The organism is Streptomyces globisporus (genome assembly GCF_003501885.1).
GTDB classification, from domain to species: domain Bacteria; phylum Actinomycetota; class Actinomycetes; order Streptomycetales; family Streptomycetaceae; genus Streptomyces; species Streptomyces globisporus_D.
This window is the reverse complement of sequence record NZ_QWFA01000043.1, coordinates 19,962-33,362: the sequence shown is the minus strand read 5'-3', so window position 1 is coordinate 33,362 and position 13,401 is coordinate 19,962. Positions and strand designations below refer to the sequence as shown.

At 70.3% G+C, this 13,401-nt stretch carries 16 protein-coding genes, 5 tRNA genes and 1 pseudogene; 7 read left to right on the top strand and 15 right to left on the bottom strand.

Going from position 1 to position 13,401, the window contains the following annotated elements:
* The first annotated feature begins 179 nt into the window (after positions 1–179).
* A complete protein-coding gene (rpmB, locus tag D3105_RS10755) occupies positions 180–365 on the top strand; it encodes a 50S ribosomal protein L28 (protein ID WP_006127872.1) in 186 nt (61 codons plus the stop codon).
* A 74-nt stretch (positions 366–439) separates the two neighbouring features.
* On the opposite strand, the gene thiD is transcribed toward rpmB, so the two are convergent.
* Together thiD and D3105_RS10745 are read right to left on the bottom strand one after the other, a co-directional pair.
* Positions 440–1,264 (bottom strand): bifunctional hydroxymethylpyrimidine kinase/phosphomethylpyrimidine kinase, encoded by an 825-nt coding sequence (thiD, locus tag D3105_RS10750; protein WP_118902658.1) that lies wholly within the window; start codon positions 1,262–1,264, stop codon positions 440–442.
* Between the two features lie 17 nt (positions 1,265–1,281).
* Positions 1,282–2,262 carry a thiamine-phosphate kinase gene (locus D3105_RS10745; protein ID WP_098899455.1) on the bottom strand — a complete coding sequence of 327 codons (981 nt, stop codon included), beginning with the start codon at positions 2,260–2,262 and terminating at the stop codon, positions 1,282–1,284.
* Between the two features lie 219 nt (positions 2,263–2,481).
* On the opposite strand from D3105_RS10745, the gene D3105_RS10740 reads away from it, so the two are divergent.
* Both D3105_RS10740 and D3105_RS10735 read left to right on the top strand, forming a co-directional pair.
* Entirely contained in the window at positions 2,482–2,715 is a 234-nt protein-coding gene (locus D3105_RS10740; RefSeq protein ID WP_006127869.1) for an Lrp/AsnC family transcriptional regulator, read from the top strand.
* Positions 2,716–2,735: 20 nt separating this feature from the next.
* Positions 2,736–3,224 (top strand): DUF3515 domain-containing protein, encoded by a 489-nt coding sequence (locus D3105_RS10735; RefSeq protein ID WP_118902655.1) that lies wholly within the window; start codon positions 2,736–2,738, stop codon positions 3,222–3,224.
* 18 nt (positions 3,225–3,242) lie between these two features.
* Here D3105_RS10735 and D3105_RS10730 read toward each other — a convergent pair whose 3' ends face one another.
* The 3 genes from D3105_RS10730 to D3105_RS10720 are packed head-to-tail and all read right to left on the bottom strand — an operon-like array spanning position 3,243 to position 6,212.
* Complete coding sequence (locus tag D3105_RS10730; protein WP_118902652.1) at positions 3,243–4,418, bottom strand: D-alanine--D-alanine ligase family protein; 1,176 nt, start codon at positions 4,416–4,418, stop codon at positions 3,243–3,245.
* A 34-nt stretch (positions 4,419–4,452) separates the two neighbouring features.
* Positions 4,453–5,463, bottom strand: coding sequence for an NAD(P)H-dependent glycerol-3-phosphate dehydrogenase (locus D3105_RS10725; RefSeq protein ID WP_118902649.1), 1,011 nt, complete (start codon positions 5,461–5,463; stop codon positions 4,453–4,455).
* A complete protein-coding gene (locus D3105_RS10720) occupies positions 5,460–6,212 on the bottom strand; it encodes a lysophospholipid acyltransferase family protein (RefSeq protein ID WP_118902647.1) in 753 nt (250 codons plus the stop codon). The genes D3105_RS10725 and D3105_RS10720 overlap by 4 nt, the downstream gene beginning before the upstream one ends.
* Positions 6,213–6,360: 148 nt before the next feature.
* On the opposite strand from D3105_RS10720, the gene cofC reads away from it, so the two are divergent.
* Positions 6,361–7,047 carry a 2-phospho-L-lactate guanylyltransferase gene (cofC, locus tag D3105_RS10715; RefSeq protein ID WP_118902644.1) on the top strand — a complete coding sequence of 229 codons (687 nt, stop codon included), beginning with the start codon at positions 6,361–6,363 and terminating at the stop codon, positions 7,045–7,047.
* A gap of 10 nt (positions 7,048–7,057) precedes the next feature.
* Positions 7,058–7,261, top strand: a complete 204-nt coding sequence (locus D3105_RS10710) for a hypothetical protein (protein WP_010062008.1) — start codon at positions 7,058–7,060, stop codon at positions 7,259–7,261.
* Positions 7,262–7,399: 138 nt separating this feature from the next.
* Here D3105_RS10710 and D3105_RS10705 read toward each other — a convergent pair whose 3' ends face one another.
* From D3105_RS10705 to leuC, 4 genes are all read right to left on the bottom strand, one after another.
* Positions 7,400–8,053 carry an HU family DNA-binding protein gene (locus D3105_RS10705; RefSeq protein ID WP_118902641.1) on the bottom strand — a complete coding sequence of 218 codons (654 nt, stop codon included), beginning with the start codon at positions 8,051–8,053 and terminating at the stop codon, positions 7,400–7,402.
* Positions 8,054–8,195: 142 nt separating this feature from the next.
* Entirely contained in the window at positions 8,196–8,423 is a 228-nt protein-coding gene (locus D3105_RS10700; protein ID WP_030084997.1) for a hypothetical protein, read from the bottom strand.
* Between the two features lie 104 nt (positions 8,424–8,527).
* Complete coding sequence (leuD, locus tag D3105_RS10695; RefSeq protein ID WP_093809652.1) at positions 8,528–9,121, bottom strand: 3-isopropylmalate dehydratase small subunit; 594 nt, start codon at positions 9,119–9,121, stop codon at positions 8,528–8,530.
* A gap of 2 nt (positions 9,122–9,123) precedes the next feature.
* On the bottom strand, positions 9,124–10,551 hold the full coding sequence (gene leuC, locus D3105_RS10690; RefSeq protein ID WP_118902638.1) for a 3-isopropylmalate dehydratase large subunit: 1,428 nt from the start codon (positions 10,549–10,551) through the stop codon (positions 9,124–9,126).
* 173 nt (positions 10,552–10,724) lie between these two features.
* Here leuC and ndgR point away from each other — a divergent pair, with 173 nt between their 5' ends.
* Together ndgR and D3105_RS10680 are read left to right on the top strand one after the other, a co-directional pair.
* Positions 10,725–11,441: an IclR family transcriptional regulator NdgR gene (gene ndgR, locus D3105_RS10685; RefSeq protein WP_006127859.1), complete on the top strand. Its 717-nt coding sequence runs from the start codon at positions 10,725–10,727 to the stop codon at positions 11,439–11,441.
* 73 nt (positions 11,442–11,514) lie between these two features.
* Positions 11,515–11,979 (top strand): annotated as a pseudogene (locus D3105_RS10680) (MerR family transcriptional regulator); the annotation flags it as partial.
* Positions 11,980–12,032: 53 nt separating this feature from the next.
* On the opposite strand, the gene D3105_RS10675 reads toward D3105_RS10680, so the two are convergent.
* From D3105_RS10675 to D3105_RS10650, 6 genes are all read right to left on the bottom strand, one after another.
* A tRNA-Glu gene (locus D3105_RS10675) sits at positions 12,033–12,105 on the bottom strand.
* Positions 12,106–12,125: 20 nt separating this feature from the next.
* Positions 12,126–12,197, bottom strand: a tRNA-Gln gene (locus D3105_RS10670).
* Positions 12,198–12,209: 12 nt separating this feature from the next.
* A tRNA-Glu gene (locus tag D3105_RS10665) sits at positions 12,210–12,282 on the bottom strand.
* A 62-nt stretch (positions 12,283–12,344) separates the two neighbouring features.
* Positions 12,345–12,417 (bottom strand) — tRNA-Glu (locus D3105_RS10660).
* A gap of 27 nt (positions 12,418–12,444) precedes the next feature.
* Positions 12,445–12,516 (bottom strand) — tRNA-Gln (locus D3105_RS10655).
* Positions 12,517–12,604: 88 nt separating this feature from the next.
* Positions 12,605–13,324 (bottom strand): HAD family hydrolase, encoded by a 720-nt coding sequence (locus tag D3105_RS10650; RefSeq protein WP_118902634.1) that lies wholly within the window; start codon positions 13,322–13,324, stop codon positions 12,605–12,607.
* Between the last annotated feature and the right edge of the window lie 77 nt (positions 13,325–13,401).

Genomic DNA, 13,401 nt, shown 5'->3' with positions numbered 1-13,401 from the left:
GGGGGCGGGAGGGCGGGCGGCCGAGCCGTGGTAGTTTCGTATCTCCGAAGCAGGCGTTGTATGCTGCTCCGGTTGCCCGATGAGAGTCGGGACATTCCCCCGGTACCGCCACTTCAGTCCAACTGATCCCGGCGCGCCGGAATTCACTGTAAGTGCATCTGAAGTCTTTGGAGTGACCCGTGGCTGCCAACTGCGACGTTTGCGGCAAGGGGCCGAGCTTCGGCAACAGCGTTTCGTTCTCGCACCGCCGTACGTCTCGTCGCTGGAATCCCAACATCCAGCGCGTGCGTGCCGTGGTCGGTCGGACGCCGAAGCGGCTCAACGTCTGCACCTCGTGCATCAAGGCCGGCAAGGTCGCGCGCTGACGTCCCCGTCGTAGCGCAGCCTTCCGGTTGCCCAAAAAGCCGGTCCACCTCGGTGGACCGGCTTTTTGCTGTGCTCAGGAGGAGGTCTGCCCGGAAGAAGGGCGGGTCAGCCAGCCGTGGTCGACCGGGCCGATGCCGCCGCCGAGCGGGAAGCCGGCCTCGATCGCCCCGGTGACGTACGTCTTCGCGCCCTGGACCGCCGCGGGGACGTCCATCCCGAGCGCGAGGCCGGAGGCGATGGCGGAGGCCAGGGTGCAGCCGGTGCCGTGGGTGTGGCGGTTGTCGTGCCGGGGGGCGCGCAGCCAGTGTTCCGCGCTCCCGTCGGTGAGCAGGTCCACCGCCTCCCCGGGCAGGTGGCCGCCCTTGATGACGACCCAGCGCGGTCCGAAGCCGAGGATCTCCTCGGCGGCCCGGCGCATGCCGCTCTCGTCGGTGACCGTGACGCCTGTGAGCTGGGCGACCTCGTCGAGGTTCGGGGTGGCGACGGTGGCGACCGGCAGCAGCTTGGTGCGTACGGAGTCGAGGGCCTCGGCAGCGAGCAGCGCGTCCCCGTGCTTGGAGACGCCGACCGGGTCGACGACGACGGGGGCGTCGGTTCCGGCGAGGAGTTCGGCGACGGTCTCCACGAGGGCGGCGGAGGCGAGCATGCCGGTCTTCACGGCCTGGACGCCGATGTCGTCGACGACGCTGCGGTACTGGGCGCGTACGGCGTCCACCGGAAGCTCCCACGCGCCCTGGACGCCCAGGGAGTTCTGTGCGGTGACGGCGGTGAGCACGCTCATGCCGTGCACGCCGAGGGCGAGCATCGTCTTCAGGTCGGCCTGGATCCCCGCACCGCCGCCGGAGTCGGATCCGGCGACGGTGAGCACACGGGGCGGTACAGCGGTACGTATGGGCATACGCAGCAATCTAGTGGTCAGCCGCGCGGCTGGGTGTCCTCGATGGAGCCGAAGTGGTCCCAGCCGCCCTTGCTGGTCCAGGGCGCGCCGTCGACGGTGACCTGGGGCAGGGCGGAGGGGTTGAGGACCTCGCCGATCACCTTCCAGCGGGCGGGGAGCTTCACGTCGGGCGGGAAGGTCGCCACGATCGCGTGGTCCTCTCCCCCGGTCAGCACCCACTGGAGCGGGTCGACGCCGACGGCCTGGCCGATGTCGGACATCTGCGAGGGGATGTCGATGAGCCCGGAGCGCAGGTCGATGCGGCACTTGCTGGCCTCCGCGATGTGGCCGAGGTCGGCGACGAGGCCGTCGCTGACGTCGGTCATGGCGGTGGCGCCGAGCCCGGCGGCCGCGGGGCCCGCGTGGTACGGCGGTTCGGGGCGGCGGTGGGCCTCGACGAAGGCGCGGGGCGAGCGGAAGCCGCGGGAGAGCACCGCGTAACCGGCCGCCGACCAGCCGAGCCAGCCGGTGACCGCGACGACGTCGCCGGGGCGGGCGCCGCCCCGGGTGACCGGTTCGTGGTTGCGCAGGTCGCCGAGCGCGGTGATGGAGACGGTGATCGTGTCGCCGCCCACCACATCGCCGCCGACCACGGCCGCGCCCGCCACCTGGCATTCGTCGCGGAGCCCGTCCATCAGCTCGGCGGCCCAGGTGACGGGGAGGTCGGCGGGGACGACGAGGCCGAGGAGCAGCGCGGTGGGCACGGCGCCCATCGCCGCGATGTCGGCGAGGTTCTGGGCGGCCGCCTTGCGGCCGACGTCGTACGCCGTCGACCAGTCACGGCGGAAGTGCCGCCCTTCCAGCAGGATGTCCGTACTGGCCACGACCCTGCGGTCGGGGGCGGCCACGACCGCGGCGTCGTCGCCGGGCCCCAGCCGTACCGCCGGAGTGGTGGTGAGCCGGGACGTGAGCTCTCTGATGAGCCCGAACTCCCCCAACTCGCCCACGGTTCCCTTCACCGAGTCTCACCTCTCCTTTATCGCCCCGGACACCCGTCCGGGCCCCCGGTCGCGAGCCGTCTGTGCTGTCGGTACCGTCAAGAGATACGTCAACTTCTGCGCCCTGTACGCCACGCTGTGGACGTCATCCGGCCCGTAGGTCTCCCCGCGGCCCGCGGCAACGCGATAACGTGGCGTCCCTTTCCCCCACATGATCCTCGTGGCCGCCCTGGAGGTTCCGTGGTACAGGCGTACATCCTCATCCAGACCGAGGTGGGCAAGGCGTCGATCGTCGCCGAGACCATCTCCAAGATTCCGGGAGTCATCCAGGCAGAGGACGTCACCGGTCCGTACGACGTGATCGTGCGGGCCCAGGCAGACACGGTCGACGAGCTCGGCCGCATGGTGGTCGCCAAGGTGCAGCAGGTGGACGGCATCACACGGACTCTGACCTGCCCGGTCGTCCACCTCTGACCCCCGTCTAGGCTGGGCCGGTGACGTCATCCGCCCGCCGTGCCCCCCGCTCGATATTCCTCGGTCCGTCCGCTGCCGTGCTCGTGCTGGCCGCGGCGGGCTGTTCCCTCAGCGACGCCCGGCCCTCGGTCCCGGTTCCCACACCGTCCGCGGAGGCCGCCGCATACTGCGAGGCCCTGCACGAGGAACTGCCGGAGACCGTCCTCGAACTGGAACGCAGTGACCCGTCCCCCGATTCGGAGCTGACCGCCGCCTGGGGGGACGGGGCGATCGTACTGCGCTGCGGGGTCCCCCGGCCCGCGAAGATGGACGACCCTCAGTCGGAGGGCGTCGAGGCGGACGGGGTGAAGTGGATGCTGGAGCAGCCCGAGGGCTCCGGTCCGCGCTTCACCACCACGTACCGCAAGGCGTACGTCGAGGTCACGCTGGATTCGACGTACGCCCACGACATCACGCCGCTGGCCTCGTTCGCCGGCCCGGTCGCGAAGACGGTCCCGAGCCGGTTCTGAGTTCCCCCGCCGCTCGACTCAGCGCAGTCCGGTGGAGCGGGTCAGTGCGGCCTGGATCAGCCGGTCGACCAGTTCCGGGTAGCTCACGCCGCTCTCCTGCCACATGCGCGGGTACATGGAGATCGGGGTGAAGCCCGGCAGGGTGTTGATCTCGTTGATGACGAAGGTGCCGTCCTCCGTGAGGAAGAAGTCGGCGCGCACCAGGCCTTCGCAGGAGACCGCGTCGAAGGCGGCGACGGCGAGCCGCTGCACCTCGGCGGTCTGCTCCTCGGTGAGCGGCGCCGGCACCAGGCCCGTGGCCGAGTCGATGTACTTGGCCTCGAAGTCGTAGAAGTCGTGCGCGGTGACCGGCGGGATCTCGGCGGGCACGCTGGCGCGCGGGCCGTCCTCGAACTCCAGCACCCCGCACTCGATCTCCCGGCCGCGCAGCAGCGACTCGACGAGGAACTTCGGGTCGTGGCTGCGGGCCTCCTCGATCGCCGCGTCGAGGCCGGAAAGGTCGTCGACCTTGGTGATGCCCATCGAGGAGCCGCCGCGGGCGGGCTTGATGAACAGCGGCCAGCCGTGCTCGCCGGCGAAGTCCACGATCCGCTTGCGGGCGGCGGCGGGGTCGTTGTCCCACTCGCGGGGCCGGACGACCTCGTAGGGTCCGACGGGCAGCCCGAAGGAGATGAAGACGCGCTTCATGTACTCCTTGTCCTGGCCGACGGCGGAGGCCAGGACGCCCGCGCCGACGTAGGGCACACCGGAGAGTTCGAGAAGGCCCTGAAGGGTGCCGTCCTCGCCGTACGGGCCGTGCAGCACGGGGAAGACGACGTCGACCTCGCCCAGCGCCTTGGGCACCGCGCCGGGCTCGGTGTAGACGACCTCGCGGCTGCCGGGGTCCACGGAGAGAACGACGCTGCCCTCGGCGGACTCGGTGAGCCGGTCCACGTCGGGGACCTTGCGGTCGGTGATGGCCATGCGTTCGGGCTCGTCGGCGGTGAGCGCCCAGCGCCCGTCCGTCGTGATACCGATCGGCAGGACGTCGTACTTCGTCCGGTCGATGGCCTTCATGACGGCGCCGGCCGTGACGACCGAGATGCCGTGTTCGGAGCTGCGACCGCCGAACACGACGGCCACACGGGGTTTACGGCCGTGCGGCTCAGGGCTCTCGGCGCGCTCAGGGCTCTGGGGGAGGTTCTCGCTGCTCATATCGCGATGAGCGTACCTGCTGGTAAGGGCGGCGTCAGCGTCGCTCGGCCTTGGCGCTGCGCGACATCAGCTCCTTGACCGCGACGACCGGGGACTTGCCCTCGTGGACGATCGAGACGACGGTCTCGGTGATGGGCATGTCGACCCCGTGCCTGCGGGCCAGGTCGAGGACCGATTCGCAGGACTTGACGCCCTCGGCGGTCTGCTTGGTGACGGCGATCGTCTCCTGGAGCGTCATGCCGCGGCCGAGGTTGGTGCCGAAGGTGTGGTTCCGCGAGAGCGGCGAGGAGCAGGTGGCCACCAGGTCGCCCAGGCCGGCGAGGCCGGAGAACGTCAACGGGTCCGCGCCCATGGCCAGGCCCAGCCGGGTGGTCTCGGCGAGGCCCCGGGTGATGAGGGAGCCCTTGGTGTTGTCGCCGAGACCCATGCCGTCCGCGATGCCGACGGCGAGGCCGATGACGTTCTTCACGGCACCGCCGAGCTCGCAGCCCACCACGTCGGTGTTGGTGTACGGGCGGAAGTACGCGGTGTGGCAGGCGACCTGGAGGCGCTGGGCGACGGACTCGTCGGAGCAGGCGACGACGGCAGCCGCGGGGCGGCGCTCCGCGATCTCCTTGGCGAGGTTGGGGCCCGAGACGACGGCGATGCGGTCGGCGGAGACCTTGGTGACGTCCGCGATCACCTCGCTCATCAGCTCGGCGGTGCCCAGCTCGACGCCCTTCATCAGGGAGACCAGGACGGTGTCCGGCCCCAGGTGCGGGGCCCAGTCGGCGAGGTTGGCGCGCAGCGTCTGGGAGGGCACGACGAGGAAGGCGAACTCCGCGCCGCGCAGGGCCTCGGCGGCGTCGGTGGTGGCGCGGATGGAGTCGGGGAGCGCGATGCCCGGGAGGTAGTCCGGGTTGGTGTGCGTGGTGTTGATGGCCTCGGCGACCTCGGCGCGACGGCCCCAGAGGGTGACGTCGCAGCCCGCGTCGGCGAGGATCACGGCGAAGGCCGTACCCCATGAGCCGGTTCCGAAGACGGCTGCTTTTACGGGGTGCGTCACGTGGGTCCCTTTCCCTGGGCCCTGCGCCGTTGTTCAGCACGGGCTTTGCGGTGATCGTAGAGCTCGGCGGGCGCCTTCTCGCCGCGCAGGTCCTCCAGCTGGCGGGTGACCGCCGCCATGATGGCCTCGGTCGCCTCGCGCAGCACCTCGGGCGTCGGCTCCAGGCCGTGGAAGCGGCTGAGGTCGACGGGCGGTCCGGCCTGCACCTGGAGCGTCTTGCGGGGGAAGAGCCGGAACTTGTGCTCCTTGGCGTACGGCGGCATCGCGAGGTTGGCGCCCCACTGGGCGACGGGGATGACGGGCGCCTTGGTCATCAGGGCGACCCGGGCGGCCCCGGTCTTCCCGGCCATCGGCCACATGTCGGGGTCCCGGGTGAGGGTGCCCTCGGGGTAGAAGGCGACGCACTCGCCACGCTCGATGGCCTCCACGGCGGCCCGGAAGGCGTCGAGGGCGTTGGTGGTCTCGCGGTAGACGGGGATCTGGCCGGTGCCGCGCAGCATCATCCCGACGAACGGGGTGCGGAAGAGGCCGGCCTTCGCCAGGAGCCGGGGCACCCGCCCGGTGTTGTACTGGAAGTGGCCGTAGGAGAGCGGGTCCAGATAGGAGTTGTGATTGACGGCGGTGATGAATCCGCCGTCGGCCGGAATGTTCTCCATCCCCCGCCAGTCGCGCTTGAACAGAACCACCAGTGGCGGCTTGGCGATGACCGCCGCCAGGCGGTACCAGAAGCCGATTCTGCGGCGGGACACTTTGGATACCTTCCTTAAGGATTTCAACCTGCTGCCTGGCTACTGACGGTCAAGTCTCGCCCCAGACCCCTGCTCTGTCGAGAACACCGTACGCCTCACGTTCGGCGGCGGGCCCCCGGGTTGTCGTACCGGCAGGCGAGAATAAGTCCTGACGCGTACGGAGGGGGAGATCGCCACGAACACCGATCCGGCCGGGACCTGGTCCCTGGTCGTTCCGCTGAAGCCGCTCGCCCGGGCCAAGAGCCGCCTGGGACGGGCGGCGGGCGAGGAAGCGCGGCCCCTGCTGGCCCTGGCGTTCGCCCAGGACACGGTGGCCGCGGCGCTGGCCTGTTCCCGGGTGCGGGATGTGGTGGTCGTCACGGACGACGCCGTGGCCGCGGCGGCCCTTTCCGCGCTCGGGGCGCGGATCGTGCCGGACGCTCCGGGGGCCGGGCTCAACGCGGCGCTCGCGCACGGAGCGCGCTCGGCGCGGGCCCTGCGGCCCGCCGCCGCGGTGGCCGCGCTCAACGCGGATCTGCCGGCGCTGCGCAGCGCTGAATTGGCGCGGGTGCTCGATTTTGCCTCCGCTTTTCCCAGCGCTTTTCTCCGGGACGCGGCGGGAATCGGAACGACATTTCTGGCCGCTACGAGCGGTGCGGAATTCCGCCCGGCTTTCGGTGGTCCGTCCGGGTCCCGGCATCTGGCGTCGGGGGCGGTGGAAATAGCGCTGTCCGGTGTCGACTCGGTGCGCCGGGACGTGGATACCGGCGAGGACCTGCGGGTCGCCCTGGCCCTGGGGGTGGGGCCGCACACGGCGCGGCTCCAGGCCGTGCCCGCCTTCGCCCGCGACCGATAGGCTGCCGCCCATGCAGGCGACCTCGTACACGTACGACCCCGAGACCCGTGGCGGCAGTGTGCTGCTGGACGACGGCACCCCGGTGGAGTTCGACGCCGCGGCCTTCGACGCGGGCGGTCTGCTGCTGCTGCGCCCGGGGCAGCGCGTGCGGATCGAGGGCGAGGGCGAGGGGGCGGCCCTGCGGATCACGCTGGTGACGCTGCAGACGTTCTGATCCCGCTCCCGGTCTTGCGGTCCGGCGTTCCGGCCGGGCCCGGTTGGGCCGAACGGGGCCCGGACAGCCCGCGGGCCGGGCTCCCCCGGAGGGGAGCCCGGCCCGGCGCGTCGTGAGGAGCGAGCGGGTGCCCGGGGCTCACTTCTTGCGTGCGGTGGCCTTCTTGGCCGTGGTCTTGCGCGCCGTGGTCTTCTTCGCGGGCGCCTTCTTCGCCGTGGCCTTCTTGGCGGGCGCGGTCTTCTTGGCGGTGGCCGTGGCCTTCTTGGCCGGGGTCGCCTTCTTCGCGGCCGCGGACGTCTTCTTCGCCGTCGCGGTCGTCTTCTTGGCGGTGGTCTTCTTCGCGGCGGTGGTCTTCGCCGGAGTCGCCTTCTTGGCGGTGGCCTTCTTCGCGGTGGCCTTCTTCGCGGCCGACTTCTTGGCGGCGGCGGCCTTCACCGTCGTACGGGCGGCGGAAGAACCGCCCGAGAGGCTGCCCTTGGGGGCCTTCTTGACGGCCACGTCGTTCTTGGGGAGCTTCTTCGAGCCGCTCACCAGGTCCTTGAAGCCCTGACCCGCGCGGAAGCGGGGCACCGAGGTCTTCTTGACCCGGACGCGCTCACCCGTCTGCGGGTTGCGGGCGTACCGGGCGGGGCGGTCGACCTTCTCGAACGAGCCGAAGCCGGTGACCGAGACACGGTCCCCGGCGACCACCGCACGGACGATCGCGTCGAGTACCGCGTCGACGGCGTCCGCGGCCTGCTGACGGCCGCCGACCTTGTCGGCAATCGCTTCTACGAGCTGCGCCTTGTTCACGTCTTCCCCTTCGGAGACATTGCCAGAACGAAAGTGTTCAAGCTTTTTCGCACGTTAGGCAGATATATACCGCAAATCAAACACGAAACGGGCTAATCACCCTAGTGCCGCAACGAAGTCGACCGATGCGCAGTTCCACGTGTCAGTCACCTTCGGGGAATCGGCCCTCATCGAGGTCCTTCATCAACCGGTCCAGACGCCTTGCCGCGTCCGGGAGATCGTGCTTCGCCGCGGCCGTGACGACCAGCAGCTTCCGGGTCAGCGCCATCCGTACGCCCTCCGGGACTTGCAGTGCACGCACCTTCGCGTGCGCTTCCTTCAATCGGTCGGCGACTTGGCCATAGAGCTTGAGTTGGCTGTCGCGTTCCATGCACCGATTGTGCCATCTGGGGCGAGTTGTCGCCCGACGGGGTCTCAACAAGCGACTGCGCCCCCTGCCGGGAGGCAGGGGGCGCAGTCCTGGAAAAGCGCTGCTCAGGCGGCAATGGTACGCGGCTTGAAGGCGGGCCTGGACGCCTCGTACGCGGCGATGTCCGCTTCGTTCTGAAGGGTGAGGCTGATGTCGTCGAGGCCGTTCAGCAGCCGCCAGCGGGCGTTCTCGTCCAGCTCGAAGTCGGCCGTGATGCCCTCGGCGCGGACCTGTCGCGCCTCCAGGTCGACGGTCACCTCGGCGGTCGGGTCGGCCTCCGTCAGCTCCCAGAGCGCGTCGACGACCTTCTGCTCCAGCACCACCGTGAGCAGGCCGTTCTTCAGCGAGTTGCCGCGGAAGATGTCGGCGAAGCGGGAGGAGACGACCGCCTTGAAGCCGTAGTTCTGCAGGGCCCAGACCGCGTGTTCGCGGGAGGAGCCCGTACCGAAGTCGGGACCGGCGACCAGGACCGAGGCGCCCGCGCGTTCGGGGCGGTTGAGGACGAAGTTCTCGTCCTTGCGCCAGGCTTCGAAGAGGCCGTCCTCGAACCCGTCGCGGGTGACCTTCTTCAGCCAGTGGGCGGGGATGATCTGGTCGGTGTCGACGTTGCTGCGGCGCAGCGGGACGACCCGGCCGGTGTGCGTGGTGAAGGCTTCCATGGCTATCGGACTCCGGCGGGGGTACGGGCGTCGGACAGGTCGGCGGGCGAGGCCAGATGGCCCAGCACCGCGGTGGCGGCGGCGACCTGGGGCGAGACCAGGTGGGTGCGGCCGCCCTTGCCCTGCCTGCCCTCGAAGTTGCGGTTCGAGGTGGAGGCGGAGCGCTCGCCGGGGGCCAGCTGGTCGGGGTTCATGCCGAGGCACATCGAGCAACCCGCGTGCCGCCATTCGGCGCCGGCCTCGGTGAAGACCTTGTCCAGGCCCTCGGAGACGGCCTGGAGCGCGACCCGCACCGAGCCGGGGACGACCAGCATCCGTACGCCCTCGGCGACTTTGCGGCCGTCCAGGATCGAGGCCGCGTTGCGCAGGTCCTCGATGCGGCCGTTGGTGCACGAACCTACGAAGACGGTGTCGACGCTGATCTCGCGCAGCGGCTGTCCGGCGGTCAACCCCATGTACTCCAGGGCCTTTTCGGCGGCGTGGCGCTCCGAGGCGTCCTCGTACGAAGCCGGGTCGGGGACGTTGGCCGACAGGGGCGCGCCCTGGCCGGGGTTGGTGCCCCAGGTGACGAACGGGGCCAGCTCGGTGGCGTCGATGACGACCTCTGCGTCGAACACGGCGTCGTCGTCGGAGCGCAGGGTGTTCCAGTACGCGACGGCGGCGTCCCAGTCCTCGCCCTCGGGGGCGTGGTCGCGGCCCTTGAGGTAGTCGAAGGTGGTGGCGTCGGGGGCGATCATGCCCGCGCGGGCACCGGCCTCGATCGACATGTTGCAGATGGTCATCCGGGCCTCCATCGAGAGCTTCTCGATGGCGGAGCCGCGGTATTCGAGGATGTAGCCCTGGCCGCCGCCGGTGCCGATCCGGGCGATGATCGCCAGGATCAGGTCCTTCGCGGTGACCTCGTCGGGCAGTTCACCCTCGACCGTGATGGCCATGGTCTTCGGGCGGGCCAGCGGCAGCGTCTGGGTGGCCAGGACGTGCTCGACCTGGCTGGTGCCGATGCCGAACGCCAGCGCCCCGAACGCGCCGTGCGTGGAGGTGTGGGAGTCGCCGCAGACCACGGTGGTGCCGGGCTGGGTCAGCCCCAGCTGCGGGCCGACCACGTGCACGACGCCCTGCTCGACGTCGCCCAGCGGGTGCAGCCGTACGCCGAACTCCGCGCAGTTCTTGCGCAGCGTCTCCAGCTGGGCCCGCGAGACGGGGTCCGCGATCGGCTTGTCGATGTCGAGGGTCGGGGTGTTGTGGTCCTCGGTGGCGATGGTGAGGTCGAGGCGCCGCACGGGACGTCCGGCCTGCCGCAGTCCGTCGAAGGCCTGCGGGCTGGTCACCTCGTGCAGCAGGTGCAGATCGATGAAGAGAAGGTCGGGCTCGCCCTCCGCGCGCCGGACGACATGGTCGTCCCAGACCTTCTCCGCGAGTGTCCTACCCATCGCTTTCCCTCCGGCCGGCGTCTTCGCCGGCCCAACTAGAGATCGGTGCGCCTCCGTCCGGACCCCCGTGCGGGGCGGTGGCTACGAGCCGTTGTGCGGCCGCTTCTACAGGTTCGCAACTTCCGCCGAAAATTGAACTTGCGTTTCACAGAGTGAGACGGGAGTATCGTCGTATGGACAACTCTAGCGGCGTCGGCGTTCTCGACAAGGCAGCTCTGGTATTGAGCGCCCTGGAGTCCGGTCCGGCCACCCTCGCCGGGCTGGTCGCGGCGACCGGGCTCGCACGGCCCACGGCCCACCGACTGGCCGTGGCACTGGAACACCACCGGATGGTGGCGAGGGATATGCAGGGCCGGTTCATTCTCGGCCCCCGGCTGTCGGAACTGGCAGCCGCGGCGGGCGAGGACCGCCTGCTGGCCACGGCCGGACCGGTGCTCACCCACCTGCGCGACATCACCGGCGAGAGCGCGCAGCTCTACCGCCGGCAGGGCGACATGCGTATCTGTGTGGCAGCGGCGGAACGGCTGTCCGGACTCCGGGACACGGTGCCGGTCGGCTCCACGCTCACGATGAAGGCGGGCTCCTCCGCCCAGATCCTGATGGCCTGGGAGGAGCCGGAGCGCCTGCACCGGGGCCTCCAGGGCGCCCGGTTCACGGCGACGGCGCTCTCCGGCGTACGGCGGCGGGGCTGGGCCCAGTCGATCGGCGAGCGGGAGCCGGGCGTCGCCTCGGTCTCGGCTCCGGTGCGCGGCCCGTCGAACCGGGTCGTCGCCGCGGTCTCGATCTCCGGGCCCATCGAGCGGCTGACCCGTCACCCTGGCCGGATGCACGCCCAGGCGGTCATCGACTCGGCGGCGCGGCTGACCGAGGCCCTGCGCCGCAGCGGCTGACCCCGCCTATTTCCCCTCCCTCTCTCCGGTAGGCCGCCCCAACGCCGTGGCGGCCGTCTTCCTTTCTCCGGACCCGGTGGCGACGGCCCGCGAGGTGCTCACCCATGTCGACGACGAGTCGCTGGGCCGCACGATCCGGCTGGGGGCGGCGCTGTGGGCCCCGCCGCACGGCCCGTCGCCCGACGAGGAAGCCCCGGAGACCGCCGTCGCCCGCGCCCATGTGACCGAGCTGCTCACGGAGTTGGGGTGGTCGACCGTCCTGCAGCTCGGTGACCTCTCCCCCGTCCACCGGTCGCTGGTCGCGTCGGTGGCCACGCTCGTACGGCTCGGATATCCGTGTGACATCGGCTACTTGACCCGGCAGGCCCGGATCATGGAGCAGGCCCCGGTGCACGATCCGGACGAGATGGAGGCGTACGACTCGGAGGCCGAGCAGGTGGAGAAGGCCGTCGCGTCGGCGGTGTTGCACGAACCGCCGCTGATGTCCCTGCGGCGGCCGGCGCAGAGCGAGGAGTCGGCCCGCCGGTACGGCCTGTGACAACGAAGAAGGCCCTTCACTGAGGTGAAGGGCCTTTCCGTACTGCTCTGTTGTACCCCCGACCGGATTCGAACCGGCGCTACTGCCGTGAGAGGGCAGCGTGCTAGGCCGCTACACAACGGGGGCGTGATTACTGCTGACTTGCGCTGGGCTACCAGGACTCGAACCTAGAATGACGGTACCAGAAACCGTAGTGTTGCCAATTACACCATAGCCCATGGTGAGACAAGTACCCCCGACCGGATTCGAACCGGCGCTACTGCCGTGAGAGGGCAGCGTGCTAGGCCGCTACACAACGGGGGCCCTAGCGATCCTGCATCGAGAGCGATGGGTGCGACCCATGATGTTCTCGCGGGAAGGATCTGTACCCCCGACCGGATTCGAACCGGCGCTACTGCCGTGAGAGGGCAGCGTGCTAGGCCGCTACACAACGGGGGCTTGTCCTGCTGGTCTTGCTGTACTGCGCTGGGCTACCAGGACTCGAACCTAGAATGACGGTACCAGAAACCGTAGTGTTGCCAATTACACCATAGCCCACTGAAATGCAACCCCTGGTGGAGGCTTCACTTCTGTCTGCGCTTCCCGGCCGGATCTTTCGGCCCGCTCGGGCGGCGCAGAAAGAACATTACCCGAAGGTGTCCGGCGCTCCAAAACGGGTATCGCCTGCCAGCAGGCCCGGCAGCTGGTCGAGCCCGGTGATCCGCACGAGATCGGAGCGTCCGCCCCTGCCCCGCCGGTCGAGCCAGATGCCGGTGAGTCCGGCGGCGACGGCTCCGCTCGCGTCGATGTCGGGCTCGTCGCCCACGTACGCCACTTCGTGCGGCTCCAGCGCGAGCGCCTCGCAGGCCGCGTGGAAGGCGCCGGCCTCCGGCTTGGAGATGCCGAGCTCCACGGCGCAGACCATCGCCTCGAAGCGGTCCCGGACGCCGAGCGCGGTGAGCTTGCGGTGCTGGTGGTCGGTGCTGGAGTTGGACAGGATCGCGTGCCGGTAGTCGGGCACCAGACGGTCCAGGGCCGGCAGCACGTCCGGGAAGAGCGCCCAGGCGGCCTCGTAGTGGGTCACATGGCCGGCGAACCAGTCGTCGGCCTCGGCGTCCGTCATGGCCCGCGAGAGGAACTCCCGCACCCGGTCCCGGCGCTGCCCGAGGAAGTCCGTCTCCCCGGCGGCGACGCGCGCCCAGTGCCGGACGGTGATCGCCTTCCAGGCGTCGAGGGCCTCGTCGACCGACGCGTACGCCTCGGGGAGGCCCGCGAGCCCCAGATGCTGCCGCATGCCGATGCGGTCGGCGCCCGCGTAGTCGAAGATCGTGTCGTCTATGTCCCAGAGCACGGCGCGGATCGGCATGGATCTCACGGTAGCCGTCGGCGGGCCGCCGCGGAGGGGAAAACGGGGAGGGCCGCAGCCGGTCGGCTGCGGCCCTC